Source organism: Burkholderia sp. Bp8991, from assembly GCF_003853795.1.
In the GTDB taxonomy this organism is placed as follows: domain Bacteria; phylum Pseudomonadota; class Gammaproteobacteria; order Burkholderiales; family Burkholderiaceae; genus Burkholderia.
The window spans coordinates 387,914-412,345 of record NZ_QTQJ01000001.1; the positions used below are offsets into that span (position 1 = coordinate 387,914).

At 67.9% G+C, this 24,432-nt stretch carries 19 protein-coding genes, 1 tRNA gene and 1 pseudogene; 7 read left to right on the top strand and 14 right to left on the bottom strand.

The window, feature by feature from the left end:
* Positions 1-96: 96 nt before the first annotated feature.
* Positions 97-1,512: a type I glutamate--ammonia ligase gene (gene glnA, locus DIE02_RS01845; protein WP_044849105.1), complete on the bottom strand. Its 1,416-nt coding sequence runs from the start codon at positions 1,510-1,512 to the stop codon at positions 97-99.
* Between the two features lie 405 nt (positions 1,513-1,917).
* Here glnA and DIE02_RS01850 point away from each other — a divergent pair, with 405 nt between their 5' ends.
* A complete protein-coding gene (locus tag DIE02_RS01850; protein ID WP_044849104.1) occupies positions 1,918-2,382 on the top strand; it encodes a rhodanese-like domain-containing protein in 465 nt (154 codons plus the stop codon).
* Between the two features lie 147 nt (positions 2,383-2,529).
* Here the strand turns inward: DIE02_RS01850 and DIE02_RS01855 are convergent, their stop codons facing one another.
* The 5 genes from DIE02_RS01855 to hrpA form a co-directional block, all read right to left on the bottom strand.
* Positions 2,530-3,345 carry a molybdopterin-binding protein gene (locus DIE02_RS01855; protein ID WP_044849103.1) on the bottom strand — a complete coding sequence of 272 codons (816 nt, stop codon included), beginning with the start codon at positions 3,343-3,345 and terminating at the stop codon, positions 2,530-2,532.
* Complete coding sequence (locus DIE02_RS01860; RefSeq protein WP_044849102.1) at positions 3,342-4,169, bottom strand: EI24 domain-containing protein; 828 nt, start codon at positions 4,167-4,169, stop codon at positions 3,342-3,344. Before DIE02_RS01860 ends, DIE02_RS01855 begins: the two co-directional genes overlap by 4 nt.
* A 111-nt stretch (positions 4,170-4,280) precedes the next feature.
* Positions 4,281-5,255, bottom strand: a complete 975-nt coding sequence (locus DIE02_RS01865) for a sterol desaturase family protein (protein ID WP_124488325.1) — start codon at positions 5,253-5,255, stop codon at positions 4,281-4,283.
* Positions 5,256-5,271: 16 nt separating this feature from the next.
* Positions 5,272-6,261, bottom strand: coding sequence for a beta-propeller fold lactonase family protein (locus tag DIE02_RS01870; protein WP_044847670.1), 990 nt, complete (start codon positions 6,259-6,261; stop codon positions 5,272-5,274).
* 179 nt (positions 6,262-6,440) lie between these two features.
* Entirely contained in the window at positions 6,441-10,622 is a 4,182-nt protein-coding gene (gene hrpA / locus DIE02_RS01875; protein WP_124488326.1) for an ATP-dependent RNA helicase HrpA, read from the bottom strand.
* A 23-nt stretch (positions 10,623-10,645) separates the two neighbouring features.
* Here hrpA and argA point away from each other — a divergent pair, with 23 nt between their 5' ends.
* On the top strand, positions 10,646-12,025 hold the full coding sequence (gene argA / locus DIE02_RS01880) for an amino-acid N-acetyltransferase (RefSeq protein ID WP_044847668.1): 1,380 nt from the start codon (positions 10,646-10,648) through the stop codon (positions 12,023-12,025).
* A gap of 49 nt (positions 12,026-12,074) precedes the next feature.
* The gene (locus DIE02_RS01885; protein WP_006478357.1) at positions 12,075-12,350 is read left to right on the top strand and encodes an oxidative damage protection protein; all 276 of its coding nucleotides are present in this window, start codon (positions 12,075-12,077) and stop codon (positions 12,348-12,350) included.
* Between the two features lie 251 nt (positions 12,351-12,601).
* Here DIE02_RS01885 and DIE02_RS01890 read toward each other — a convergent pair whose 3' ends face one another.
* From DIE02_RS01890 to DIE02_RS01900, 3 genes are all read right to left on the bottom strand, one after another.
* Positions 12,602-14,014 carry an MFS transporter gene (locus DIE02_RS01890; RefSeq protein WP_124488327.1) on the bottom strand — a complete coding sequence of 471 codons (1,413 nt, stop codon included), beginning with the start codon at positions 14,012-14,014 and terminating at the stop codon, positions 12,602-12,604.
* Between the two features lie 191 nt (positions 14,015-14,205).
* A complete protein-coding gene (locus DIE02_RS01895; RefSeq protein ID WP_124488328.1) occupies positions 14,206-15,435 on the bottom strand; it encodes a CaiB/BaiF CoA-transferase family protein in 1,230 nt (409 codons plus the stop codon).
* Entirely contained in the window at positions 15,432-17,186 is a 1,755-nt protein-coding gene (locus tag DIE02_RS01900) for an acyl-CoA dehydrogenase family protein (RefSeq protein ID WP_124488329.1), read from the bottom strand. Before DIE02_RS01900 ends, DIE02_RS01895 begins: the two co-directional genes overlap by 4 nt.
* Positions 17,187-17,359: 173 nt before the next feature.
* Here DIE02_RS01900 and DIE02_RS01905 point away from each other — a divergent pair, with 173 nt between their 5' ends.
* Positions 17,360-18,262: a LysR family transcriptional regulator gene (locus tag DIE02_RS01905; RefSeq protein WP_124488330.1), complete on the top strand. Its 903-nt coding sequence runs from the start codon at positions 17,360-17,362 to the stop codon at positions 18,260-18,262.
* 36 nt (positions 18,263-18,298) lie between these two features.
* Here DIE02_RS01905 and DIE02_RS01910 read toward each other — a convergent pair whose 3' ends face one another.
* The 4 genes from DIE02_RS01910 to DIE02_RS01925 form a co-directional block, all read right to left on the bottom strand.
* Positions 18,299-19,717 (bottom strand): amino acid permease, encoded by a 1,419-nt coding sequence (locus DIE02_RS01910; protein ID WP_124488331.1) that lies wholly within the window; start codon positions 19,715-19,717, stop codon positions 18,299-18,301.
* A 92-nt stretch (positions 19,718-19,809) separates the two neighbouring features.
* Positions 19,810-20,880 (bottom strand): porin, encoded by a 1,071-nt coding sequence (locus DIE02_RS01915; protein ID WP_409362231.1) that lies wholly within the window; start codon positions 20,878-20,880, stop codon positions 19,810-19,812.
* Between the two features lie 94 nt (positions 20,881-20,974).
* A complete protein-coding gene (locus tag DIE02_RS01920) occupies positions 20,975-21,361 on the bottom strand; it encodes a RidA family protein (RefSeq protein WP_124488333.1) in 387 nt (128 codons plus the stop codon).
* Between the two features lie 30 nt (positions 21,362-21,391).
* On the bottom strand, positions 21,392-22,606 hold the full coding sequence (locus DIE02_RS01925; RefSeq protein WP_124488338.1) for an amino acid aminotransferase: 1,215 nt from the start codon (positions 22,604-22,606) through the stop codon (positions 21,392-21,394).
* Between the two features lie 191 nt (positions 22,607-22,797).
* Here DIE02_RS01925 and DIE02_RS01930 point away from each other — a divergent pair, with 191 nt between their 5' ends.
* The 3 genes from DIE02_RS01930 (at position 22,798) to cysC (ending at position 24,253) form a co-directional block, all read left to right on the top strand.
* Positions 22,798-23,280, top strand: a complete 483-nt coding sequence (locus DIE02_RS01930; RefSeq protein WP_124488334.1) for an Lrp/AsnC family transcriptional regulator — start codon at positions 22,798-22,800, stop codon at positions 23,278-23,280.
* Positions 23,281-23,363: 83 nt separating this feature from the next.
* Positions 23,364-23,438 (top strand) — tRNA-Val (locus tag DIE02_RS01935).
* 275 nt (positions 23,439-23,713) lie between these two features.
* Positions 23,714-24,253 carry an adenylyl-sulfate kinase gene (cysC, locus tag DIE02_RS01940; RefSeq protein ID WP_124488335.1) on the top strand — a complete coding sequence of 180 codons (540 nt, stop codon included), beginning with the start codon at positions 23,714-23,716 and terminating at the stop codon, positions 24,251-24,253.
* A gap of 18 nt (positions 24,254-24,271) precedes the next feature.
* On the opposite strand, the pseudogene DIE02_RS01945 reads toward cysC, so the two are convergent.
* Positions 24,272-24,432, bottom strand: a pseudogene (locus DIE02_RS01945) (aspartate aminotransferase family protein); the annotation flags it as partial.

Below are 24,432 nucleotides of genomic sequence, written 5' to 3' on the forward strand. Positions count from 1 at the left end.
GGACGCCGTCCCCCTTCAGACTCCGCGGTTCCCGCCGCAGGCCACGCGACGGGAACGAACCGGCATGACGGCGCTGAATCGAAGCGCCATCGCCGATTACAGCGAGTAGTACATCTCGAACTCGATCGGATGCGTCGTCATGCGGAACTTCGCCAGCTCCTGCTCCTTCAGCGCGAGGTACGCATCGATCATGCCGTCGGTGAACACGCCACCGCGCGTCAGGAACTCGCGATCCTTGTCGAGCGCTTCCAGTGCCTGGTCGAGGCCTGCGCAGACGGTCGGGATCTTTGCGTCCTCTTCCGGCGGCAGGTCGTACAGGTTCTTGTCGGCGGCTTCGCCCGGATGGATCTTGTTCTGGATCCCGTCGAGGCCGGCCATCATCAGCGCCGTGAAGCACAGGTACGGGTTCGCCATCGGATCCGGGAAGCGCGTTTCGATACGGCGGCCCTTCGGGTTCGACACGTGCGGAATGCGGATCGATGCCGAACGGTTGCGCGCCGAGTATGCGAGCTTGACCGGTGCTTCGAAGTGCGGGACCAGACGCTTGTACGAGTTCGTCGTCGGGTTCGTGATCGCGTTCAGCGCACGGGCGTGCTTGATGATGCCGCCGATGTAGAACAGCGCCAGTTCCGACAGGCCCGCGTAGCCGTTACCCGCGAACAGGTTCTGGCCGTCCTTCCAGATCGACTGGTGAACGTGCATGCCCGAACCGTTGTCGCCGACGACCGGCTTCGGCATGAACGTCGCCGTCTTGCCGTACGAGTGCGCGACGTTGTGGATGATGTACTTCGACCATTGCGTCCAGTCGGCGCGCTGCACGAGCGTCGAGAACTTCGTGCCGATTTCGTTCTGGCCCTGGCCCGCCACTTCGTGGTGGTGCACTTCGACCGGGATGCCGAGCTGTTCGAGCAGCAGGCACATTTCCGAACGCATGTCCTGGAACGTGTCGACCGGCGCGACCGGGAAGTAGCCGCCCTTCGTGCCCGGACGGTGGCCCGTGTTGCCGCCTTCGAATTCCTTGGCCGACGACCACGGTGCTTCTTCCGAGTTGATCTTCACGAAGCAGCCCGACATGTCCGTGTTCCACTGGACCGAGTCGAAAATGAAGAATTCCGGTTCCGGACCGAAGTAGGCGGTGTCGCCGATGCCCGTGCTCTTCAGGTACGCTTCGCCGCGCTTCGCGAGCGAACGCGGGTCGCGCTCGTAGCCCTTGCCGTCGGCCGGCTCGACCACGTCGCAGGTCAGCACGAGGGTCGACTCTTCATAGAACGGGTCGACGAATGCGGCGCTCGGATCCGGCATGAGCAGCATGTCCGACGCCTCGATGCCCTTCCAGCCGGCGATCGACGAGCCGTCGAATGCATGGCCGCTTTCGAACTTGTCTTCGTCAAACGCCGAAACCGGCACCGACACGTGCTGTTCCTTGCCGCGCGTATCCGTGAAGCGGAAATCGACAAACTTGACGTCCTCGTCCTTCACGAGCTGCATGACGTCGGCGACGGTTTTACTCATAACCTCTTCTCCTGATTGAACAATTCCGGCGGACTGGGAACCGCCTCGTTTATCGAGCTGCCCGGAGTCTGGCTTTGGCGCAGCGTGCCCCGGGTCGACCGAATTCTATATAGCAGCTTCCGTGCCAACCATCGCAAAACCGACGCGAATCACGCCGACCCGCGCCGTAGCGGGGCCCGGCTGCGCGATTCCGGGGCCGGGCGCCGCACCGGCGGCGGCGCCTCCGCACCGCAACGGTGCAATCCCGGGGAGGCGACGGCGTCGACGAATCTTTTTGGTGCATTCGTGCCATTCTGCACTCTTTTGGTGAGCGCGTGGGCGGTGCATGCGCCACCGGGCACGCGGACATCCGCGCGGCGGCGCCGCGCTAGAATGTTCGTTTGACCGATACGGAGACCTCCTGCCATGAGTACGCTCGACCAGCTTTACGCGAAGGCCGAAGAACGCCGCGCCCAAGGCGCGCTCAACTATGCCGGCGCCCTGCTGCCGGCCGAGGCATTCGAACTGCTGCAGCTCGACCCGTCGGCACGCCTCGTCGACGTGCGCACCCGCGCCGAGCTCGACTGGATCGGCCGCCCGCTCGTCGGCGACGGCCAGTACCTGCACCTCGAATGGACGCGCTATCCGGGCGGCGTGCCGAACGCCGAATTCATCGATCAACTGAAAGCGGCCCTCCCGGCCGATACGCCGATCCTGTTCCTGTGCCGCAGCGCCGCGCGTTCGAAGCTCGCCGCGGTCGCGTCGACGCAGGCCGGCTTCACGAAGGCCTTCGACCTGCTCGAAGGCTTCGAGGGCGGCAAGGATGCCGAAGGCCACCGCAAGACGGTCGACGGCTGGTGCTTCCGGAAACTGCCGTGGATCGGCGCCTGACGGCGCATCCGCCCAGGCACGCCCGACTGCCACATCGTCGAGCCGGGCGATGACATCCCGATGACGGGCCGCGTTGCGCGGCCCGTGGTTTTTGCGGGGCCGTGCCACGGCCCGCATGCGCGATCGCCGCGCGCGGCCTTCAGGCCTTCAGGCGCGCGGCGCCTCCGGTTCGACCACGTCGCCGCCGAGCAGGTGCACGCCTTCGCGCAGCTTCACGAACGCGGCCGCGACCGCCTCCGGCTCGCCCTTCACGCCGAGGTCGATATGCCGGCGCGCATAGATCCCGCCGCGCTCGGCATCGCCGACGCTCGGCAGGCTGAACACGCGCACGCTCGGGAAATCGCGCTCGATCTTCTCCATCAGCGGCGTGAGCGTCGACTCCGGCAGTTCGAACACGTACAGCGAGCGCTCCGCGTGCGGCGTCGCGTGATGGAGATGCCGGTACTTCGTGTCGAGCACCCATTCGATCATCGGCCACGCCATCACCGGGAAGCCCGGCACAAAATGGAGATCGCCGACCGAGAAACCGGGAATCCGGTTATAGCCGTTCGGGATGATCGTCGCGCCCGCCGGGAACACGCCCATGTTGAAGCGATGCTGGTTTTCCGGCGATTCGAAGTCGACCGGCGTGGCCGCATCGGTGTGCGTCTCGCGAATGCGCTCCGAGATCAGCGCCTTCGCTTCCGGATGCAGCACGAGCGGCACGCCGAGCGCGGCGGCCGCGCACTGGCGCGTGTGGTCGTCCGGCGTCGCGCCGATCCCGCCCGTGGAGAACACGATGTCGCCCGACGCGATCGCGCGCGCGAGCGTCGCGGTGATCCGCGCCGGATCGTCGCCGACGTATTCGGCCCAGTCGAGCGCGAGGCCGCGCGCGCCGAGCAGTTCGATGACCTTCGCCAGATGCTTGTCCTGCCGGCGGCCCGAAAGGATTTCGTCGCCGATGATGATGATGCCGATGCTCATGCCTGCCCCATGTCGATTGCGGTGGCGCGCGAACTCGCACGCAGGTCGTCCAGCGCGCGCAGGCAATAGTGCCCGAACCACAGCGCCGAGAAGACGAGGATGAAAGCGTAAACCCAGATCATGGCCGCCGCCACGAACGGAAACAGCACCATCATCCAGACCGACGACACCCACACGAAGGTCGGCACGGTGCCGAGCAGCCCGGTCGCGACGCCGATGCCGATCAGCGGCCAGCGATGCTGGCGCACGAGCGCGCGGCGTTCGTCGCGGCTCGCGTGCTGCGCGAGCGCGTCGTAGGTCATCACGCGGTACGTGAGCCAGCCCCAGATCACCGGCGGCAACAACGCGAAGAACGGCGGGATCAGCCACAGCGGAATCGTGACGACGAGCAGCACGACGCCCACGATCGCCGCGCCGAGCGAATTGAACACGCTGCCGAAGAACGTGCCGCCCCGCTTCGCCTCCAGCGCGGCGAACTGCCGGTTGGACAGGTGCCTGATCACGACCGGCATCGAGATCGTCGCGATCAGCAGCAGCACGGTCAGCACGATCAGCGGAATCGCGAGCGACACGACGACGAACGGCGCGACGACCGCATGCAGCTGCGACATCCCGAGCGCGTCGAACGCGCGGTACAGCGCCGCGGTCAGCACGAAGCCGTCGAGCGCGCCGCGCGCGGCGTCGATCAGCGTCTGCCACGAGAACCACAGCACGACGCCCCACAGCAGCGCGGAGACGACGAACGGCATCAGGGTGAGCCACAGCATGCGCGGGTGCAGCGCGCTGGCGAACGCCCGGACGAAGGAGCGCAGCAAGTCGTTCATGCGAACCTGTATCGACGATGAAAAACGGGAAAAGGATAAACCACACGGCCCGCAGGCGCCAAAGCGCATGCGGGCCGTGCGGGAAAGCCGTTCAACGGGAAAGTGACGCGCTCAGGCCGACGCCGCGCCGCGCTTCGCGGGAAAGAGGCGCCGGAAGATCCGCACGAACGCGAGGCCGTGCTGCGCCCAGAAGCCTTCGCCGTAGGACACGCCTTCGACCTGCTCGCGGATGCCGGTCGGCTCGACCGTGCGGTTCCACGACGCGGTGCCGAACATCATGTCCCACCACGGGAACAGCACGCCGAAGTTGCAGCCGTACTTGGTGCCTTCGTGACCGTAGCCGACCGCGTGGTGGCGCCGGTGGAAGGTCGGGCTCACGAGCAGGCGCTCGCCGAGCCAGCCGAACGACAGCCGCGCATTCGTATGCTGGATGCTCTGCACGAAGTTCGTGACCGCGGTCAGCACGACGAACTGCGACGGCGTCACGCCGATCACGAGCGCGATCGCCGCGAAGAAACACGATTGCAGCACGTTGTCGAGCAGGTGGTTGCGGTCGTCGCACCACAACGACATCTGCCGCTGGCTGTGATGCACCGCGTGCAGCTCCCACCAGATGCCGAACTTGTGCTGCCAGCGGTGATACCAGTAGCCGGCGAAGTCGAGCACGACGAGGTAGATCGCGAACGCGACGATCGGCCGCGAGGTCACGCCCGGCCACAGATAATCGAGGTTGACGTTCGCAACGCCGTGCAGGCGCAGCCACGCCTGGAGGCGGTCGAACACCGGCTGCAGCGCGAAGAAGAAGAACAGCGTGTAGATGCCGAGCTTCGAGATCGCGGTATAGATCACGTCGACCCGCACCGCGCGGCGGTTCTTCCAGCGCTCGACGGGCGCGAGCGCCTCGAGCGGGCGCAGCAGCGCGAACATCAGCACCATCTGGAGCGCGCCGATGATCACCCAGTACAGCGCGTCGTAGGTGTCCTCGTCGTAGTCCATCAGGTTGAACTTGAAGAGGAGCGGCTGCACGACGTCGACGTACAGCCAGGTCTGGATGTCCGACACGAACGCATCGATCAGGTGCAGCATCGTCCGCCTCCGCCCGTCACGCGCCGTTCGCAGCCTTCCACGGCGCGCGGTCGTAGAAGTAGATGCCGTGCGGCGAACGGCCGACGGAGATCGTCTGCACCAGCTTGCGCGAGGCCAGGTCGATGATCCCGACCTTCTTCGCGAAGCGGAACGTCACCCACAGCGTCTTCTTGTCGGCGGACAGCTCCATGTCGTCCGGGCCCGGCAGCAGGCCGGTGATGTCGCCGACCTTGGTGAGCGTGTTCTCGTCGATGATGCTGATCGTGTTCGCGACCCGGTTCGTGATCGCGACGTGCGTGCCGTCCGCGAGCGAGCGGAAGTTGTGCGCGCCCTTGCCGGTCTGGATGGTCTTCACGACCTTCTGATTGCGCCAGTCGACGACCGCGACGTAATCGGCGCCCGTCATGCCGACCAGCAGGTACTTGTCGTCCGGCGTCATCCACAGGCCCGCCGGCACGTTGCCGACCGGCATCTTCCACTTGACCGTCTGCGTCGCGAGGTCGACCGCCGCGATCTCGCCGGACACCTGCAGCGACACGAGCACGGTCTTGCTGTCCTTCGTGAACGCGATGTGACTCGGCATCACCGCGAGCGGCAAGCGCTTCACGAGATGCAGGTCGCGGCCGTCGTAGCTGTAGATGTCGAGCCGGTCGAGGCGCAGCCCGGTCGACACGAACCACTTGTTGTCGGGCGAGAAGCCGAGCTGGTACGGATCCTCGATGCCTTCGACCGTGCGCTGCAGCTTGCCCGTCTTCGGATCGACGAACATCAGGCTGTTCGAGACCGAATTCGCGACGATCAGCGACGAATTGTCCGGCGTCGCCATCAGGTGGTGCGGCTCCTTGCCGGTCGGCATCGTGCCGACGACCTGGCGGGTCTGCTGGTCGATCAGGGAAAGCGTCGCTTCGGCCGAATTGAGGATGATCACGTTATTCGCGTGCGCGGCAGGCGCCAGCACGGCGGCGGCCAGCGCAAGCGTGCGGCCGAAGGAAAGGAAAGTGCGCATGAAGACTCACGTCGTGGAACAGCAGTGATTGTAAAACGCTCGACCGGCCCTGCCGGTTGACGGAAGTCGGCCCTGCGCCACTTCGACGCACGCCGCGGCCGCCGTGCGGCCCGCCGCGGCAGGCGCCGCGCGGCCTGCCGGGCCGGCCGCCGGCGCGGGCCCGGACAACCGCCGTTGCGCTAGCGCTGCATCGACTCCCAGACCTTGTGCAGACGCTTGACAGAGACAGGCATCGGCGTGCGCAGTTCCTGCGCGAACAGCGAAATGCGCAGTTCCTCCAGCAGCCAGCGGAATTCCGCGAGCCGCGGGTCGGCGACGCCGCCGCGCTGCGACACCGCGCGCTGGTACTGCTGGACGAGCGGCAGCAGCTCGCCGGACTGCTTCGCGTCGCGCGCCGGGTCGGCCTTCAGCTTGTCGATCCGCAGCGCGATGCCTTTCAGGTAGCGCGGGAAGTGTGCAAGCTGCACGTAAGGCGTGTCGATCACGAAGCGCTTGCCGACCAGCGCGGCGAGCTGCTGCTGCAGATCCGCGTGGGCCTGTGCGAACGGCTTGGCCTGCGCGAGCTTCTTCGCGAGCCCCGCGTACTCGGCGAGGATCTGCCCGACGAGCCGCGCGATCTCCTGCGCGAGCAGGTTCAGGCGGCTGCGGCCTTCGTCGCGGCGCGCGTGGAAGCTCGCGTCGTCGTCGGGCAGCGGATCCTGCAGGCACGCGCGGTCGAGCGCCGTGTCGATCAGCTGGTCGCGCAGCTCGTCCTGCGTGCCGAGCGACATGTACTGCATCGCCATCTCGCGCAGCCCCGGCAGGTTCTTCTCGAGGAACTTGATCGGCTCCTTCAGCTGCAGCGCGAACAGCCGCCGCAAGCCGGCCCGGTGGATCCGCGCGGCCTCCTCCGGCGAGTCGAACACCTCGACGTCGCAATGCGTGCCGCGATCGACGAGCGCCGGATAGCCGTACAGCGTCTGGCCGCGCCGGCGGATCTCCAGCAACTCGGGGAGCTTGCCGAAGTTCCACGTCGTCAGGTTCTCGTACAGCGCGGTCGCGCCGGCTTCCGCCGGGGCGGCCGTGTGCGGTGCGACGCCCTTGCCCGGCTTGCCGCCCTTCGCCGTCGAAGCCGCGGAACCCGCCGTGGCCGCCGGCGCCGGCGTGGCGCCCGCGTCGTCCGCGCCGGCTTCGCCGCCGGGCGCGATCGTCGACGCCGCCGCGATCTTCTGGAACTGCTGCTGCGCCTGCGCGCCGAGTTCCTGGCGCAGTTGCGCGAGATTGCGCCCCATCGCGAGCTGGCGGCCGTGCTCGTCGATCACCTTGAAGTTCATGAACAGGTGAGCGGGCAGCGTCTCGAGCTTGAAGTCGGCCGTCTTCATCGCGACCTGCGTCTCGCCGCGCACGTCGGCGATCAGCGCCTCGACGAGCCCGCCCGCGCCGAAGCGCTCGCGGCCCGTGCGCTCGACGAAGCCGGCCGCGTACTCGGGCAGCGGCACGCAATGCCGGCGCAGCTTCTGCGGCAGCGACTTCAGCAGCAGCTGCACCTTTTCCTTCAGCATCCCCGGCACGAGCCATTCGCAGCGGCGCGCGTCGACCTGGTTCAGCGCGTACAGCGGCACCGCGAGCGTCACGCCGTCGCGCGGCGTACCGGGCTCGAAGTGGTAGGTCAGCGCCATCTCGACGCCGGCCATCGTCGCGCGCTTCGGAAACAGCTCGGTCGTGACGCCCGCCGCCTCGTGGCGCATCAGGTCGTCGCGCGACAGGTACAGCAGGCGCTGCTTGTCCTCCGCCTGGCCGCCCTTCTTCACTTCATCCCGATACCAGCGCTCGAACGCGACGCCCGTGTGAATTCCTTCCGGAATCGCCTGGTCGTAGTACGCGTAGATCAGCTCGTCGTCGACCAGCACGTCCTGCCGGCGCGACTTGTGCTCGAGCTGCTCGATGTCGGCGAGCAGCTTGCGGTTGTGCGCGAAAAACGGCAGCTTCGTGTCGAATTCGCCTTCGACCAGCGCGCCGCGGATGAACAGCTCGCGCGCCCGCGCCGGGTCCTGCTTGCCGAACGCGACGCGCCGGCGGTGGTAGATCGGCAGCCCGTACAGCGTCGCGCGCTCGAACGCGCTGACCTGCGCGGGACGCTTTTCCCAATGCGGCTCCGACAGCGATTTCTTCAGCAGGTGCGCGCCGATCTTCTCGACCCACTCCGGCTCGATCTTCGCGAGGCAGCGCGCGTACAGCCGGCTCGTCTCGACGAGTTCGGCCGCCATCACCCAGCGGCCGGCCTTCTTCGCGAGCGCGGAGCCCGGCCACAGATAGAACTTTATCCCGCGCGCACCGAGGTAGTGCGGATCGTCGTCGGCCTTCATGCCGAGGTTGCCGAGCAGGCCTGTCAACAGGGCCAGATGCACCTGCTCGTAGGTCGCCTCGACCTCGTTGAGGCGCCAGCCGTGTTCGCGCACGACGGTCAGCAGCTGCGAATGGACGTCGCGCCACTCGCGCAGCCGCAGGTGCGACAGGAAGTTCTGCCGGCACGCGTCGATCAGCTGGCGGTTCGACTTCTTGTGCGCGACGGCCTCTTCGAACCACGCCCAGATCTTCAGCCACTGCAGGAATTCGGAGCGCTCGTCGGCGAACCGGCGGTGCGCCTGGTCGGCCTGCTCCTGCGCTTCGATCGGCCGGTCGCGCGGGTCCTGCACGGACAGCGCGCTCGCGATGATCAGCACCTCGCGCAGCGACTGCTGGTCGCGCGCGGCGAGAATCATCCGGCCGACGCGCGGATCGAGCGGCAGCCGCGCGAGTTCGCGGCCCAGCGGCGTCAGTGCGTTGTCGTCGTCGACCGCGCCGAGTTCGTTGAGCAGCTGGTAGCCATCCGCGATCGCGCGGCCGGGCGGCGGCTCGAGGAACGGGAACGATTCGATCGCCGTCAGGTGCAGCGATTTCATCCGCAGGATCACCGACGCGAGCGACGAGCGCAGGATTTCCGGATCGGTGAAGCGCGCGCGCGCCTGGTAGTCGCTTTCCTCGTACAAGCGGATGCAGACGCCGTCGGCCACCCGGCCGCAGCGGCCCGCGCGCTGGTTCGCGGCGGCCTGCGAGATCGACTCGACCTGGAGCTGCTCGACCTTGTTCCGGTACGAATAGCGCTTCACGCGCGCGAGGCCGGTGTCCACGACGTAGCGGATGCCCGGCACCGTCAGCGAGGTTTCGGCCACGTTGGTCGCGAGCACGATGCGGCGCGCGTTCGACGCCTTGAACACCTTGTCCTGGTCGGCCGCCGACAGCCGCGCGAACAGCGGCAGGATCTCGGTGTGCGGCGGATGGTGCTTGCGCAGCGCCTCGGCCGCCTCGCGGATCTCGCGCTCGCCGGGCAGGAACACCAGCACGTCGCCGGGGCCTTCGCGGCACAGTTCGTCGACCGCGTCGACGATCGCGTCCATCAGGTCGCGCTCGGCCTCGCGCGCGGTCTTCACGCGGTCGCGGCCGCCCGTGCCTTCGGCGTTTTTCACCGCCGGGCGATCCTCGGCCACCGGGCGATAGCGCATCTCGACCGGATACAGCCGCCCGCTCACCTCGATCACGGGTGCCGGGCGCTCGTCGGTGCCGAAATGGCGCGCGAAGCGATCGGCGTCGATCGTCGCGGACGTGACGATCAGCTTCAGGTCGGGCCGCCGCGGCAGGATCTCCTTCAGGTAGCCGAGCAGGAAGTCGATGTTCAGGCTGCGCTCGTGCGCCTCGTCGATGATCAGCGTGTCGTACGCCTTCAGCAGCGGATCGGTCTGCGTCTCGGCGAGCAGGATGCCGTCCGTCATCAGCTTGACGGACGCGCCCGGCGCGAGATTGTCGGTGAAGCGCACCTTGTAGCCGACCACCTCGCCGAACGGCGTGCCGAGTTCCTCGGCGATCCGGCGGCCGGTCGACGATGCGGCCAGGCGCCGCGGCTGCGTATGGCCGATCAGGCCCGTGCCGCCGGCGCCGAGGCCGCGGCCGAGATCGAGACAGATCTTCGGCAACTGCGTGGTCTTGCCCGAACCCGTCTCGCCGCAGACGATGACAACCTGATGACCGGCGATCGCGCGCGCGATTTCGTCGCGCTTGCCCGACACCGGCAGGCTTTCGGGGTAAGTGATCGGCGGAACGGGATTCGGCGCGACGGTGGTGCGCGGCGCACGCTCGCGGCGCGGAGCGCGCTCGCCGGCGCCCTGCGGTGCGCCCTTCGCGGACGGCTGGCGCGCATCGCCACGCCGTTCGTCGCCGCGCGGCGCGTGGGCCGGCTTGCCCGCCGGCTTTTCCTGCTGCTGACGCGCGTCGGCCGCACCATCCGGGTGCTTCGCCGACGGCGCTTTGGCCCGCGTCGGCGCGGGACTTTTAGGTACATTCGACATGGGGGCGCATTATAATCCCGCCCATGAATTCCCAAACCGACCTCCCTCCCGCCCAGACCGGCGCCGCGACGCCGCCGGCCGCCGACGATTCGGCCGCCAGCCACGCGCAGTTCGTCGACTGGATGCGTTCCGTCGCGCCCTATATCCACAAGTTCCGCAACAGCACGTTCGTCGTGGGGTTCGGCGGCGAGGTGGTGCAGCAGGGGCTGTTGAACGCGCTCGTGTCCGACATCGCGCTCCTGCAGGCGATGGGCATCCAGATCGTGCTGGTGCACGGCTCACGGCCGCAGGTCGAGGAGCAGCTGAGCCTGCATGGTGTCGAATCCGAGTTTTCGCACGGGCTGCGCATCACCGATGCGCGCGCGCTCGAATCCGCGAAGGAAGCGGCCGGCGAAGTGCGTCTCGACATCGAGGCCGCGATCAGCCAGGGTCTGCCGAACTCGCCGATGGCGCACGCGCACATCAGCGTCGTGTCCGGCAACTTCGTGACCGCCCGGCCGGTGGGGATTCTCGACGGGGTCGATTTCGCGCACACGGGCATCGTGCGCAAGATCGACGCCGAATCGATCCGTCATTCGCTCGCGAGCCGCAAGCTCGTGCTGCTGTCGCCGCTCGGCTTCTCGCCGACAGGCGAGGCGTTCAATCTGTCGATGGAAGACGTCGCATCGGCCGCCGCGATCGCGCTGCGCGCCGACAAGATCATCTTCCTGACCGAAGCGCCCGGCATCGTCGACGACGAAGGCGGGCTGATCCGCGAAATGTCGCTCGACGCGGCCGCCGAGCTGCTCGATTCGGGCAACATCCAGGGCGACGACGCGTTCTTCCTGAAGCACTCGATCCGCGCGTGCCGCGGCGGCGTGACCCGGGCCCACCTGATTCCGCAGTCGCTCGACGGCAGCATGCTGCTCGAACTGTTCCTGCACGACGGCGTCGGCACGATGATCTCGTACGAGAACCTCGAGAGCCTGCGCGAAGCGACGCCGGACGACGTCGGCGGCATCCTGTCGCTGATCGAGCCGCTCGAGTCGGACGGCACGCTGGTGCGGCGCGGCCGCCACCAGATCGAACGCGACATCGACCACTTCTCGGTGATCGAGCACGATGGCGTGCTGTTCGGCTGCGCGGCGCTGTATCCGTACCAGCAGGAAAAGATCGGCGAGATGGCGTGCCTGACGGTCGCGCCGGAAGCGCAGGGCTCGGGCGACGGCGAACGCCTGCTCAAGCGCATCGAGCAGCGCGCCCGCGCGCGCGGCCTCACGCACATCTTCGTGCTCACGACGCGCACCGAGCACTGGTTCCTCAAGCGCGGCTTCGTCAAGGTCAGCGTCGACGACCTGCCGGAAGACCGCCGCAAACTCTACAACTGGCAGCGCAAGTCGCTCGTGCTGATGAAGCAGCTCTGAGCGCAGGCACGACTGCCCTCCCCCAGACCGATTACAGGAGAAGTACACGATGGCTCGAATGATCCAATGCGCGAAGCTCGGCAAGGAAGCCGAGGGTCTCGATTTCCCGCCGCTGCCGGGCGAACTCGGCAAGCGCATCTACGAAAGCGTGTCGAAGGAAGCGTGGCAAGGCTGGCTCAAGCAGCAGACGATGCTGATCAACGAGAACCGCCTGAACATGGCCGACCCGCGCGCGCGCCAGTACCTGATGAAGCAGACCGAGAAGTATTTCTTCGGCGACGGCGCCGACCAGGCGTCCGGCTACGTGCCGCCGACGGAAGGCTGAGCACCCCGCATCGCGATGGCCGGCCGTGCCGGCCTCGTCGCGAAGTGAAGCAACCGCCAGGCAAACGGCACCGTGGATCGCACGGTGCCGTTTGCTTTTGGGACGCGTGATTTGGCGCGAGTCGAGGCCATGCGGCGCGCGATCCGTCCGGCGCGCGATGTCGCCGGAGCGGCGAATTACCGCCTCACCGCCTCACCGCATTACCGCGTTACCGAATCGCCAGCGTGCCGAATCACGCCGGCCTCCCCGTCTCACCCCGCCGGGTTCAACGCGCCGCGCTCGCCTGGCTGCGTGGTCTCGCCGGCCGGACTTTCAGCGCTCGCACTTTCGGCGCCCCACTCGGCCGCATCGCTGCGCTCGGCCGTCGACAGCTCGTCCGCGCGGTAGCCGGTGCGATTCAGCAGCGCGAGCATGCACGCGAGCGACACGAGCGCGTACAGCCCCGACGCGATCGCGACGCCGACGATGCTGCCGGTCGCGTTCAGGATCGCCTGCGCGAGCACCGGCGTGCCGCCGCCGACGACGAGGGCGCTCAGCTGGTACGCGAGCGACAGGCCCGTATAGCGGATGTTGGCGGGAAACACGCGCGCGAGCACGCCGCCGACCGCACCGTAGAACATCGCCGACGGAATCGTCGAGATGCACATGCCCGCGACGGCGACCCAGTACGAGCGCGTCGCGAGCGCATGGAACATCACCGGCATCAGCACGATCTCCGGAATCAGGATCCAGCACATCGCGCGCCGCATGTCGACCTTCGACACGAACCACGCGCCGACCGGCTGCATCAGGAACTGCACGACGAGCGAGATCGACAGGATGCCGAGGAACGTGCCCTGCGCATAACCGAGCTCCTTGGTCGCCCACGACAGCGCGAACGTGCTGCGAAAGTACGTGACGTTGATCACCGGCAGCGTGCCGGCCGCGAGCAGCACGACGGGCCAGTGGTCGCGCACGACGTCGCGCAGCGGCAGCTTCACCGTGCGCTTGCGCGCGAGCACGCGCTGCATGTCGATCGATTCCTCGAGCCGCAGCCGGATCACCATCCCGATGATCACGAGCACCGCCGACAGCAAAAACGGAATGCGCCAGCCCCACATCAGGAACGACGGCGTCGGCAGCGCGCTCAGCGCGAAGAAGGCAGCGGTGGCGAGCAGGTTGCCGGTGGGCGAACCCTGCTGCGCGAACGCCGCATACAGGATGCTGCGATGCTTCGGCGCGTTCTCGCTCGCGATCAGCACCGCGCCGCCCCACTCGCCGCCGACCGCGATGCCCTGCAGCACGCGCAGCACGACGAGGCCCGCGGGCGCCCACACGCCGATCGACGCATAGCCGGGCAACAGGCCGATGCCGGTCGTGGCAAGCCCCATCATCACCAGCGTGATCACGAGCGCGGTCTTGCGGCCGACGCGATCGCCGAGATGCCCGAACACGATGCCGCCGAGCGGCCGCGCGGCGAAGCCGGCCCAGAACGTGACGAACGCAAGGAGCGTCGCGACGCCGGGATTCATCGTGCTCGAAAAGAACACCTTGCCGAATACGAGCGCGGCGGCGGTGCCGTAGATGTAGAAGTCGTACCACTCGATCGTGGTGCCGACGAACGCCGCGAGGGCGGCACGGCCGGGCCGCGGCTGCGCGGCGGACGGGGATTGCGGACGGCTCATCGATGTCTCCATGTTTGTGATCGGCGGCGCGACTGTCGCGCGCGTTGCCGGATGGCCGGCCTTGCGCCGCCGGCTGGCGGAGGTTGCGTTACGAGCGATTGCTCGACGCGGGGCAGCTTTACGCTGCCCAACGTCGCTTTACGTCGCGATCTGTCGGTCCAGGTCACTCACCTGCAGGGCCACTCGTCCGGTCACGCCGGGTCCGGCGCGACCTTCAGCACGCCCGCGTCGAGCAGCTGCCGCTGGAGCGCGGGATCGACGCCGAGGCGGTCGAGCACCGCGCGCGTGTCGCGGCCGAGCGCGGGCGGCGGCGAACGATAGGTCGCCGGCGTGCGCGACAGCTTCACCGGCGATGCGGTGCCGCGATACGCGCCGATCTCGACGAACAACTCGCGGTGCAGCGCATGCGGATCGCGCGCAACGTCGGCGACCGTGCGCACCGGCCCGCACGGCACGCCCGCCGCCATCAGGTCGCGCGCGAGCGGCTCGCACGGATGCGCGGTGAGCCGTGCCTCGAGTTCGGCCTTCAGTTCGGGCCGGTGCGCGCAGCGGCTGCGGTTGTCGACGAAGCGCGGATCGCCGGCCAGCGCCGGCGCGCCGAGATGCGCGACGAGCCGCGCGAACTGCCGGTCGTTGCCGACCGCGAGGAAGATCGGCACGGTGGCCGTGCGATAGCTGTCGTACGGCGCGATGTTCGGGTGCGCGTTGCCGCTGCGCTCGGGCACGCGCCCCGAGCCGAAGAAGTTCGGCAGGTGCGGATGCAGCAGCGACACGCCGCAGTCGTACAGCGCGATGTCGATCGACTGGCCCTGCCCGCTCTGCTCGCGCTCCGCGAGCGCGAGCAGGATGCCGGTCAGCGCGTTGAGTCCGGTGACCATGTCGACGATCGGCAGCCCGATGCGCGTCGCGTCGCCGTCGCGCTCGCCGTTCACGCTCATCAGCCCGGCCATCGCCTGGATCACCGCGTCGTAGCCGGGCAGCCCGCCGAGCGGGCCGTCCTCGCCGAAGCCCGTCACCGCGCAGTGGATCAGGCGCGGGAAACGCGGCTGCAGGTCGCGCGCGTAGTCCATGCCCCAGCGCGCGAGCGTGCCGGGCTTGAAGTTCTCGACGAGCACGTCGGCGCTCTCGAGCAAACGCCACAGGATCGCGCGCCCTTCGTCGCGGGACAGGTCGAGCGCGACGCCCTCCTTGTTGCGGTTCACGCCCATGAAGTACCACGCGGTGTCGCCGAGGAACGGCGGCCCCCAGCCGCGCGTCTCGTCGCCGCCCGGCGGCTCGATCTTGATCACCGTCGCGCCGTGGTCGGCGAGCGCCTGCGTGCAGTACGGGCCGCCGAGCACGCGGCTCAGGTCGACGACCTTCAGGCCGTCCAGTGCGCCGCGTGTCGCTTCCGTCGCTTCCGTCGCTTTCGTCGTGCTCATCGTTCGACCTCCGGCAGCAGGTCGAGCGCCATGTCGAGCGGTACCGGCGTGCCGCGCAGCAACGCATCGAACGCCGCTGCCTCGTCGTCGCGCGACGCCGGCGCGAGCGGATCGACCGGCAACAGCTTGTGACGCACGATCAGGTGCGCGAGCGCGAGGCGCCGGTAATCGGGCGCGAGCCGCGCGCCCTCGCATGCCATCAGCACGGCCGCGCTCGCGTAGTACAGCGCCGACGCGGCCTGCCGCACGCGCGCGTCGTCGCCTTCCGCCGCGACACCGGCGAGCGCATCGCACGCGCGCGCGAGAATGCGCCGCAGCGCCGCGCGGCTCGCGTCGGGCAGCGGCGCCGCGCCGAGCCGGTCGGCGAGGAACGTGCGCAGCGCATCGAGCGCCTGCTCGCGCTGCGCGGCGCGCGCGACGTCGAGCGCGACGATGTTGCTGGTGCCTTCCCAGATCGAGCCGAGATGCGCATCGCGCACGAGGCGCGCATCGCTCCATTCCTCGATGTAGCCGGTGCCGCCGCGCACCTCCATCGCGTCGCCCGTCACACGGCGTGCGTCGCGGCACGCGCGGAACTTGATCAGCGGCGTCAGGATGCGCACGCAGCGCGCGGCCTGCTCGTCGCCCGCATCCGCCTGCGGCAGCAGCAGCGCGATCTGCATGAACATCGCGCGCGCGGCCTCGGCGGGCAGCAGCATCTTCATCAGCTGGCGCTGCATCAGCGGCATCTCGATCAGCTTGCGGTCGAATGCGGCGCGGTGGGCGGCCACGTGCAGCGACTCGTTCAGCGCGCGCCGCATCAGGCCCGCCGCGCGCACGCCGTTCGACAGCCGCGACATGTTGATCATGTCGGCCATCTGGTGAAAGCCGCGGCCGATCTCGCCGATCAGGTATGCCTGCGCGCCTTCGAGCGCGATCTCGCCGCTCGCCATCGAACGGCTGCCGAGCTTGTCCTTCAACCGCACGATCCGGTAGCGGTTGCGCGTGCCGTCCGGCAGCGTCTTCGGCAGCAGGAACAACGCGAGCCCCTTGATGCCGTCCGGCGCGCCGTCGGGCCGCGCGAGCACCATCGCCAGGTCGGCGTCAGCGTTCGAGCAGAACCACTTGTCGCCGAAGAGGCGCCACACCGCCTCGCCCTGCGCGTCGGCATCGCGCACCGCGCGCGTCGCGATGCGGCCGACGTCGGAGCCGGCCGCCTGTTCGGTCATGAACATCGCGCCCTGGAACAGCGTGTCGAAATCGCGCGATGCGAGCATCGGCAGATAGCGCTCGACGAGTGCCGGGTCGCCGAAGCGGCGCAGCGTGCGCGTCAGCGAATCGGTCATGCTGACCGGGCAGCACAGCCCGAATTCGGCCTGCACGAACAGGAACGTCAGCGCGTACTTGACGAGCGGCGCGACCGCCTCGGGCTGGTGGCTCAGCGACGCAAGCCCGAGTTCCGAATATGCGACGCGTTCGAGCGCGACGTACGCGGGATCCTTGTCGATCCGCTGCACGGCGTCGCCGCGCCGGTTGCGGTGTTCGAGCACGGGCGGATGCTTGTCCGCGCGCGACGCCCATGCGTCGAGATCGCCCGACACGCGCGCGCCGAGCGCGTGCAGCTGCGGTTCGAGTTCCGCGTAGCGCGCGTCACCGAGATGCAGTTTCAGCAACGCGCCGAGATCGGGATCGGCCGTGAAGAAATTGATGCCCCGGCTGTCGGGGATGTTGTTGGCCGCGCCGGTGTCCGGCGTGCGAGCGGTGTCGTTCATGCATGCGTCTCCATGGTGGCCCGGCTGGCGGCCGGCGCCCGCGCGGCGCCGGCGCGGCCGGCTGATGCCAGGCGTTCAGCAGAGCGTAGGCGCGCGATCGATAAGCGTCCAATACAGGATTTATCCGGTACGATAGACGACGCTTATCGATGCCGATGCGGGAAGGAGACAGCATGGAACTGAGGCAGTTGCGCTACTTCGTGGCGGTCGCCGAGGAACTGCATTTCGGGCGCGCGGCGAAGCGCCTGTTCATCTCGCAGCCGGCGTTGAGCTTCGACATCCGCAAGTTCGAGGACGCGCTCGGCGTGCAGCTCTTTTCGCGCACCAACAAGACGGTCGCGCTGACCAACGCGGGCGCGGTGCTGCTCGGCGAAGCGCGCCGGCTGCTGCTGCAGGCGGCCGAGGCCGAGCGGCTCACGGTGCGCTCGGCGTCCGGCCTCGCGGGCCGGCTGCGGATCGGCTTCGTCCATTCGATGCTGTATCGCGGGCTGCCCGATGCGGTGCGACGCTTCGAGGCCGATTACCCGGGCGTCGAGATCGTGCTGAGCGAGATGAACACGCAGGCGCAGGTGCAGGCGATCCAGCGCGGCCAGATCGATCTCGGCTACGCGGACTGGGGGCACTGCCCGCCCGAGGTCGAATCGGCGCCCGTCTACGCGGAACCGTTCGTCTGCTGCCTGCCGGCCGCGCATCCGCTAGCGCGGCGCCGTCAGGTCGCGCTCGCCACGCTGGCCGAGGAACCGTTCATCCTGTTTCCGCGCGACGCGGCGCCGCACTATCACGACCTGATCATCGCGCAATGCGTGAACGCGGGATTCAGCCCGCTGATCCGTCACGAGGCGCGGCTGTGGCAGACGATCCTGTCGATGATCGAGTTCGGCATGGGCATCGCGCTGGTGCCGCGCGTGCTGCAGCAGGTGAAGAGCGACCGGCTCGCGTTCCGGCCGCTGAAGGATGCGTCGCTCGAATCGCGCACGCTCGAACTGAAGCGCAGCGGCACCGCCGAACCGGTCGCACTGCGCTTCGCCGACTACGTGCGCGCATCGATCGACGCGCTGCCCGCGCTCGCGGGCTGAGCCGGCGCGCCGGCATTTCGCGCCGGCACTTCCCCGTTACTTCGCTTCCGGCTGCAGCGCCGGCTGCGCGCGCCGGTACCACACCGCGTACACGACGGACAGCGCGACCAGGAACGGAATGCCGAAGATCAGCGTCATGTGGAATTCGGCCGTGAAGTAGGTCGTCACCATCACCGCGAGCATCAGCGCCGCGCCGAGCAGCGTCAGCAGCGGAAAGCCGCGCATCCGGAACGCGGGCGCCGGCAAACCGAGCGCCGCGCGACGCCGCCGGAAGCAGTAATGCGTGACGAAGATCATCATCCACGTGAACAGCGCGCCGAACATCGACACCGCCATCATGATCGTGAACGACGCGTCCGGGTACAGCACGCTCAGGACCGTCGCGAGCGCGATGCCGAGCGTCGACAGCAGCAGCGCGCCGAACGGCACGCCGCGCGCGTCGACCGCGCCGAGCGCCTTCGGCGCATAACCCGCGCGCGACAGGCTGAACATCATCCGCGTCGTGATGTAGAGCTGGCTGTTCATCGCGGACAGCGCGGCGATCAGCACGACGAAGTTGATCAGCCCGGCCGCGCCCGGCAGGTGGATCGCCTCCATCACCTTCACGAACGGGCTCTCGTCGCGCCCCGCCGCCGTCCACGGCACGATCGCGAGCATCAGCGCGAGCGTGACGAGGTAGAACAGCACGAGCCGCACGATCGTCGAGCGGAACGCGCGCGTCACCGCGCGCTCGGGATCCTCCGCCTCGCCCGCCGCGACCGCGATCATCTCGATGCTCAGGTAGCTGAAGATCGACACGATCACCGCGACCCACATCCCCCACATGCCCTTCGGGAAAAAGCCGCCGTGCCCGGTGTAATGGTGGAAGCCCGCGCGGGCCGCACCGTCGCCGACCAGTGCCGGATTGCCGAACACGACGTACGCGCCGAGCACGATGAAGCCGACGATCGCCGCGATCTTCACGACCGAGAAGCCGTATTCGACCGCGCCGAACACGTCGACGCTGCGCGCGTTGACGAACACGAGCAGCGCCGAGAAGCCGACGATCCACAGCCAGCCCGGCACGCCCGGGAACCAGTACTTCATGTACAGCGCGATCGCGGTGACTTCGGTGCCGACCGCGAGCACGATGCACGCCCAGTACGCATAGCGCACGAGGAACCCGGCCCACGGGCTCACGTAATGTTCGGCGTATGCGCCGAACGACCCGGAGGTCGGATGCGCGACCGTCATCTCCGCGAGACAGCCCATCAGCAACAGCGAGATGAACGCGCCGATCGCGTAGCTGACGAGCACGCTCGGGCCCGCGAAGCCGATCGCGAACCCGCTGCCGAGAAAGAGACCGGTGCCGATCGCACCGCCGATCGCGATCATCGCCATCTGCCGTGCGGAAAGCGTGCGGCGCAGACCCTGCTCGCGCGCCGCGATGTGCTGGAATTGCCCTTCTGGTTGCATCGAATGACCTCGTTCGAAAGCGTGTGTCCGGCCGAAACGTCGACGGCGCACGGACCGGTGCCGGACCGCACCGGCCACCGCGCGCCGCATGCTCAGAACAGGTGGCGCAAGCCGGCCGCGATGCCCGTCTGGTTGCCGCGTCCGGGCATTTCGGTGAACGCGCCGCCGGTCACCCGGTTGTAGTCGACCGTCGCGTAGACCTGCGTCGCCTTCGACAGCGCGTACTCGGCCTCGAGCACGCCCGTGTAGCGCTTTCCGCCGTTACCGGCGATGCCGTTGACGTTGCGGATGTCGTCGTAGTACGCGACGCCCGTCACCGAAACCGCCGGCGTGACCTTCACGCTCGCGCCGGTATAGAAGATCGCGTCGCGGCGCGGATTGTCGGCGAACGCACCGTAGGTCACGTCGCGGCCCGGCGCGTTCAGCAATTGCCGGTCGAGCATGCCCGTGCGGTCGATGCCGCCGAGATAGCCCGCGTACAGCGTCGCCGCGCCGAACGCATAGCGTGCGCCCGCGCCCCACGCCTGCTGCGCGCGGCTCGTCAGGTCGCGCACCTGCTGGTAGGTCGCGCCGACCATCAGCCCGCCGAGCGTGTACGACACGTGCGTGCCCCAGTACGCATTCGCGCCGAGGCTGCCCGCGACGCCGCCGAAGCCGTAGCTCGCGCCGACGTTCAGCCCGCCGAACGTGCCGTCGTAGCTGACCACGTTGCTCGCGCGGCCCTGCGTGAGAAAGTACGGCCACATGTTGGCCGTGTAGTTGCCGACCGTCAGCGGATCGAGATCGCCGAACAGGTTGAATGCCTCGGTCGCCTGCCGGCCGAGCTTCACGGTGCCCCAGTCGCTCGCCAGGCCGACATACGCGTAGCGGCCGAACAGCGCGCCGTCGAGCTGCCCGTTCTGCGGCTCGAAGCCGCTCTCGAGCCGGAAGATCGCCGTCAGGCCGCCGCCGAGCGCTTCGCTGCCCTTCAGGCCCCAGCGGCTGTTGGTGATCGCACCGTTGGTCATCTGCACGCTCGCGTCGTTCGACGCGTTCGCATGCGTCGTGTAGCGAATGCTCTGGTCGACGATGCCGTACAGCGTCACGCTGCTCTGCGCCATCGCGCCGCTCGCGGCGAGCAGGCCGGCAATCGTCGGTAGTGCGAACCTATTGATACTCTTCATCTTCGTCTCCATCCTTGTCTGAATTATCGATGTGTACTGGTTGGGGTATGTCGGTAATCGTGGGTACTGCAATCCGCGCCGAGTTGCGTGCTTTCTAGCCGCGTGCCGCCGGCAACGCCACGTATGCGACGAGTTCGACGCGCATGTCCGGGTGCGCGAAGCCCTGCACGCCCACGCACGTGCGGTTCGGGTACGGTTCGCGAAAGTGGCGCCGGTATTCGGCGTCGAATTCGGGCATCGCCTTCACGTCGGACAGGTAGACGAGCACCTGCGCGACGTCGTCCATCGTCGCGCCGGCCGCCGCGACGGCCTTCGCGAGATTGCCGAGCGTGAGGCGCGCCTGCCCCGTCATCGTGTCGCCTGCGATCGCGCCGGACGCATCGACCGGGCCGTGGCCGGTAAACATCAGCCCGCCCGCGCGGGTCGCCCACGAGAACGGCTGCGCGAGTTGCGGCAAGTCGACCGGGATCGTGTCTGCCATCGTGTCCTCCTTCGGTTCGGGATCGGCCGCTCAGGCAGCCTGGCGCGACGTGCCGCCGAGCACGTCGGCGATCGCGTACGCGACGTGCTCGACGTTCGCGTCGTTCAGGCCCGCGATGCACATGCGGCCCGAGCGCAGCAGGTAGACGCCGTGCGACGCGCGCAGCCGGTCCACGTCGGTCGCGGCGATGCCCGTATAGCTGAACATGCCGCGCTGCGTGACGAGCGCGTCGAACGCGGGCCCGGCCAAGCGCGCGTCGAGCCGCGCCTTCAGCTCGCCGCGCATGCGCTTGATGCGCGTGCGCACCTGGGCCACCTCGTCTTCCCAGCACGCACGCAGGACGTCGTCGTTCAGCACCGCCGACACGAGCTGCGCGCCGAACAGCGGCGGGCTCGAGTAGGTGCGGCGCACGCCGGCCTGCAGCTGGCTCAGCACCGTCGCCGCTTCGCCCGCGCTCGCGCAGACGATCGACAGGCCGCCGACGCGCTCGCCATACAGCGAGAAATTCTTCGAGAACGAGTTGCTGACGATCGCCGGCAGCCCGGCTTCGACGATCGCGCGCACGGCCCATGCGTCGTCGTCGAGACCATCGCCGAAGCCCTGGTACGCCATGTCGAGGAACGGAATCAGCCCGCGGCGCGCGAGCACGTCGATCACAGCGCGCCACGCGTCGCGGTCGAGGTCGAGGCCCGTCGGGTTGTGGCAGCACGGCTGCAGCAGCACGATGCTGCGCGCGGGCAGCGCGTCGAGCGCCGCGAGCATCGCGTCGACGCGCAGGTCGTTGCGCGCTGCGTCGTAGTACGGATACGTGTGCACGTCGAGGCCGGCCGCCGCGAAGATCACGCGATGGTTGTCCCACGTCGGATCGCTGATCCAGATCGCGCTGTCGGGGAAATAGCGCTTCACGAATTCGGCGCCGAGCCGCAGCGCGCCCGAGCCGCCGAGCGTCTGCAGCGTCGCGATGCGTCCTTGCGCGAGCGCCGCGCAACCGGCGCCGAACACGAGGCGCTGCACGCCCTGCCGATACGCGGCGAGCCCTTCCATCGGCAGATACGTATGCGGCGCGCCGGCTTCGCGCAGGCGCTCGGCCGCGAGGCGCGTGCTCTCCAGCACGGGGATGCGGCCCGCGTCATCGTAATAGAGGCCGATGCTGAGGTTGACCTTGTGCGGATGGGCATCCTGCTGGAACGCCTGGAACAGCGACAGGATCGGATCGCCCGGATAGGCGGGAATGTGTTCGTACATGGCGGAATGACGGTCGGGGTTGAAGGCGGCGATACGGCCGGCGGCGTGACGGCACGTCAGGCCGTGCGGTCGAGGCATGGGGCGCATGTTATCGAGGACGAAATAGAATGAGCTTCACTTTTCGATGAAGAATCCCGCCGATTGCAGTAGAGTCTGCGCCTACCATCTAAAAAATGACGGGATTCTGCGAAATGAATCTGGATCGAACCGACATGCGGATCCTCCGGCACCTCGAGCGGGACGGACGCATCAGCAATCAGGACCTCGCGAACGCGGTCGCGCTGTCGCCGTCGGCGTGCCTGCGGCGCGTGAAGCTGCTCGAGGAACGCGGCGCCATTTCCGGCTACCGCTGCACGATCGAGCCGAAGAAGGTCGGCGTCGCATTCGAGGCGCTCGTGCACGTGTCGATGCGGCCGGACGTGCCCGAATGGCACGACCGCTTCGTGGAGGCGATCCAGCAGTGGCCGGAAGTCATCGCCGCGCAGATCGTGACGGGCGGCTCGAACTACGTGCTGACGGTGCGGGCGCGCGACCTCGACCACTACTCGGACTTCGTGATCAACCGGCTGCATCGCGCGACGGGCGTGATGTCGATCAATTCGAGCATCGTGCTCGCGACGCTCAAGCGCGACGGCTCGATCCTCGATCTCGTCGAGCCGTCGACGGCCGGCTGACGCACCTTTTGCACCGGCCTGAAAAATATTTGAAGAAAGTACTTTACGAACCCGAAAAGCTCTGACATAATTTCAGCTTCTTTGGGCGGTTAGCTCAGCGGTAGAGCACTGCCTTCACACGGCAGGGGTCACTGGTTCGATCCCAGTACCGCCCACCAAAGAATTCAAGGGCCTGCGTCTCACGACGCAGGCCCTTTTCGTTTTGTGCGTCGCACTCGTAATGCACACGTCCAAGAGATAATCGCGTGATTCCGACGCGCGCCATCGGCCAGTACGTAATAATCGGTAACGAATTGGTAACGGTGTACGAATAGCGGCTGACTAGAATCGACCACCATGACGGCCGGCCGAGCGGCACCGGCTTCCCACCATCAAGAAGACGAACGGAATCCGGCACGCGCATTGCGGCTGGTTCACGCCGTCGCGACACATCATGACATTGCCGAATTCACATACCCTGTGGTTGACCGGCCTGAGTGGTGCCGGTAAATCCACGCTCTCGCGCGAGATAGCCGCGTACCTGCGCACGCACGACATTCCGGTCTGCATTCTCGACGGCGACGAACTGCGCTCGGGCGTCTCGCACGATCTCGGATTCCGGCGCGACGACCGGGCCGAAAACTGCCGACGTACCGCCGAAATCGCGAAGCTGATGAACAATCAGGGCATCATGGTGATCGTCGCGCTGATTTCCCCGTATGCAGCCGACCGGCAACTGGCGCGGGAAACCATCGGTGACGAGCGCTTCGTCGAAATCTATCTGAAGACCGATATCGAGACCTGCTCCGCGCGCGATCCGAAACGCCTGTACGCGAAGGCCATGACCGGCCAGACGCGCCAGTTCACCGGCATCTCCGATCCCTATGAGGCACCCGTCGCGCCCGATCTCGTTGTCGAGACCGGAACGATGTCCGTCTCCGCGTGTGTCGCGCGCATCATCGAGTTCGATCAACAGCGCTTCGACTACGCCTGACCGAAGCGCTGCGTTCGCTCACCTCACCCGCCCGACCCGTTCCGCGGTCGCATCGAACGCGCGCTTCGCCTTGTCGACGATCTCGTCGACCTCCCCCTCGCGAATCACGAGCGGCGGCGACAGCAGCATCCGGTCGCCGGTCGCGCGCATGATCAGGTTGCCGTTGAAGCAGAAGTCGC

Bases quoted from the DNA above. Each gene is read 5' to 3' on its own strand.
- glnA (WP_044849105.1), bottom strand. From the start codon at position 1,512: ATGAGTAAAACCGTCGCCGACGTCATGCAGCTCGTGAAGGACGAGGAC.
- DIE02_RS01850 (WP_044849104.1), top strand. From the start codon at position 1,918: ATGAGTACGCTCGACCAGCTTTACGCGAAGGCCGAAGAACGCCGCGCC.
- DIE02_RS01855 (WP_044849103.1), bottom strand. From the start codon at position 3,345: ATGAGCATCGGCATCATCATCATCGGCGACGAAATCCTTTCGGGCCGC.
- DIE02_RS01860 (WP_044849102.1), bottom strand. From the start codon at position 4,169: ATGAACGACTTGCTGCGCTCCTTCGTCCGGGCGTTCGCCAGCGCGCTG.
- DIE02_RS01865 (WP_124488325.1), bottom strand. From the start codon at position 5,255: ATGCTGCACCTGATCGATGCGTTCGTGTCGGACATCCAGACCTGGCTG.
- DIE02_RS01870 (WP_044847670.1), bottom strand. From the start codon at position 6,261: ATGCGCACTTTCCTTTCCTTCGGCCGCACGCTTGCGCTGGCCGCCGCC.
- hrpA (WP_124488326.1), bottom strand. From the start codon at position 10,622: ATGTCGAATGTACCTAAAAGTCCCGCGCCGACGCGGGCCAAAGCGCCG.
- argA (WP_044847668.1), top strand. From the start codon at position 10,646: ATGAATTCCCAAACCGACCTCCCTCCCGCCCAGACCGGCGCCGCGACG.
- DIE02_RS01885 (WP_006478357.1), top strand. From the start codon at position 12,075: ATGGCTCGAATGATCCAATGCGCGAAGCTCGGCAAGGAAGCCGAGGGT.
- DIE02_RS01890 (WP_124488327.1), bottom strand. From the start codon at position 14,014: ATGAGCCGTCCGCAATCCCCGTCCGCCGCGCAGCCGCGGCCCGGCCGT.
- DIE02_RS01895 (WP_124488328.1), bottom strand. From the start codon at position 15,435: ATGAGCACGACGAAAGCGACGGAAGCGACGGAAGCGACACGCGGCGCA.
- DIE02_RS01900 (WP_124488329.1), bottom strand. From the start codon at position 17,186: ATGAACGACACCGCTCGCACGCCGGACACCGGCGCGGCCAACAACATC.
- DIE02_RS01905 (WP_124488330.1), top strand. From the start codon at position 17,360: ATGGAACTGAGGCAGTTGCGCTACTTCGTGGCGGTCGCCGAGGAACTG.
- DIE02_RS01910 (WP_124488331.1), bottom strand. From the start codon at position 19,717: ATGCAACCAGAAGGGCAATTCCAGCACATCGCGGCGCGCGAGCAGGGT.
- DIE02_RS01915 (WP_409362231.1), bottom strand. From the start codon at position 20,880: ATGAAGAGTATCAATAGGTTCGCACTACCGACGATTGCCGGCCTGCTC.
- DIE02_RS01920 (WP_124488333.1), bottom strand. From the start codon at position 21,361: ATGGCAGACACGATCCCGGTCGACTTGCCGCAACTCGCGCAGCCGTTC.
- DIE02_RS01925 (WP_124488338.1), bottom strand. From the start codon at position 22,606: ATGTACGAACACATTCCCGCCTATCCGGGCGATCCGATCCTGTCGCTG.
- DIE02_RS01930 (WP_124488334.1), top strand. From the start codon at position 22,798: ATGAATCTGGATCGAACCGACATGCGGATCCTCCGGCACCTCGAGCGG.
- cysC (WP_124488335.1), top strand. From the start codon at position 23,714: ATGACATTGCCGAATTCACATACCCTGTGGTTGACCGGCCTGAGTGGT.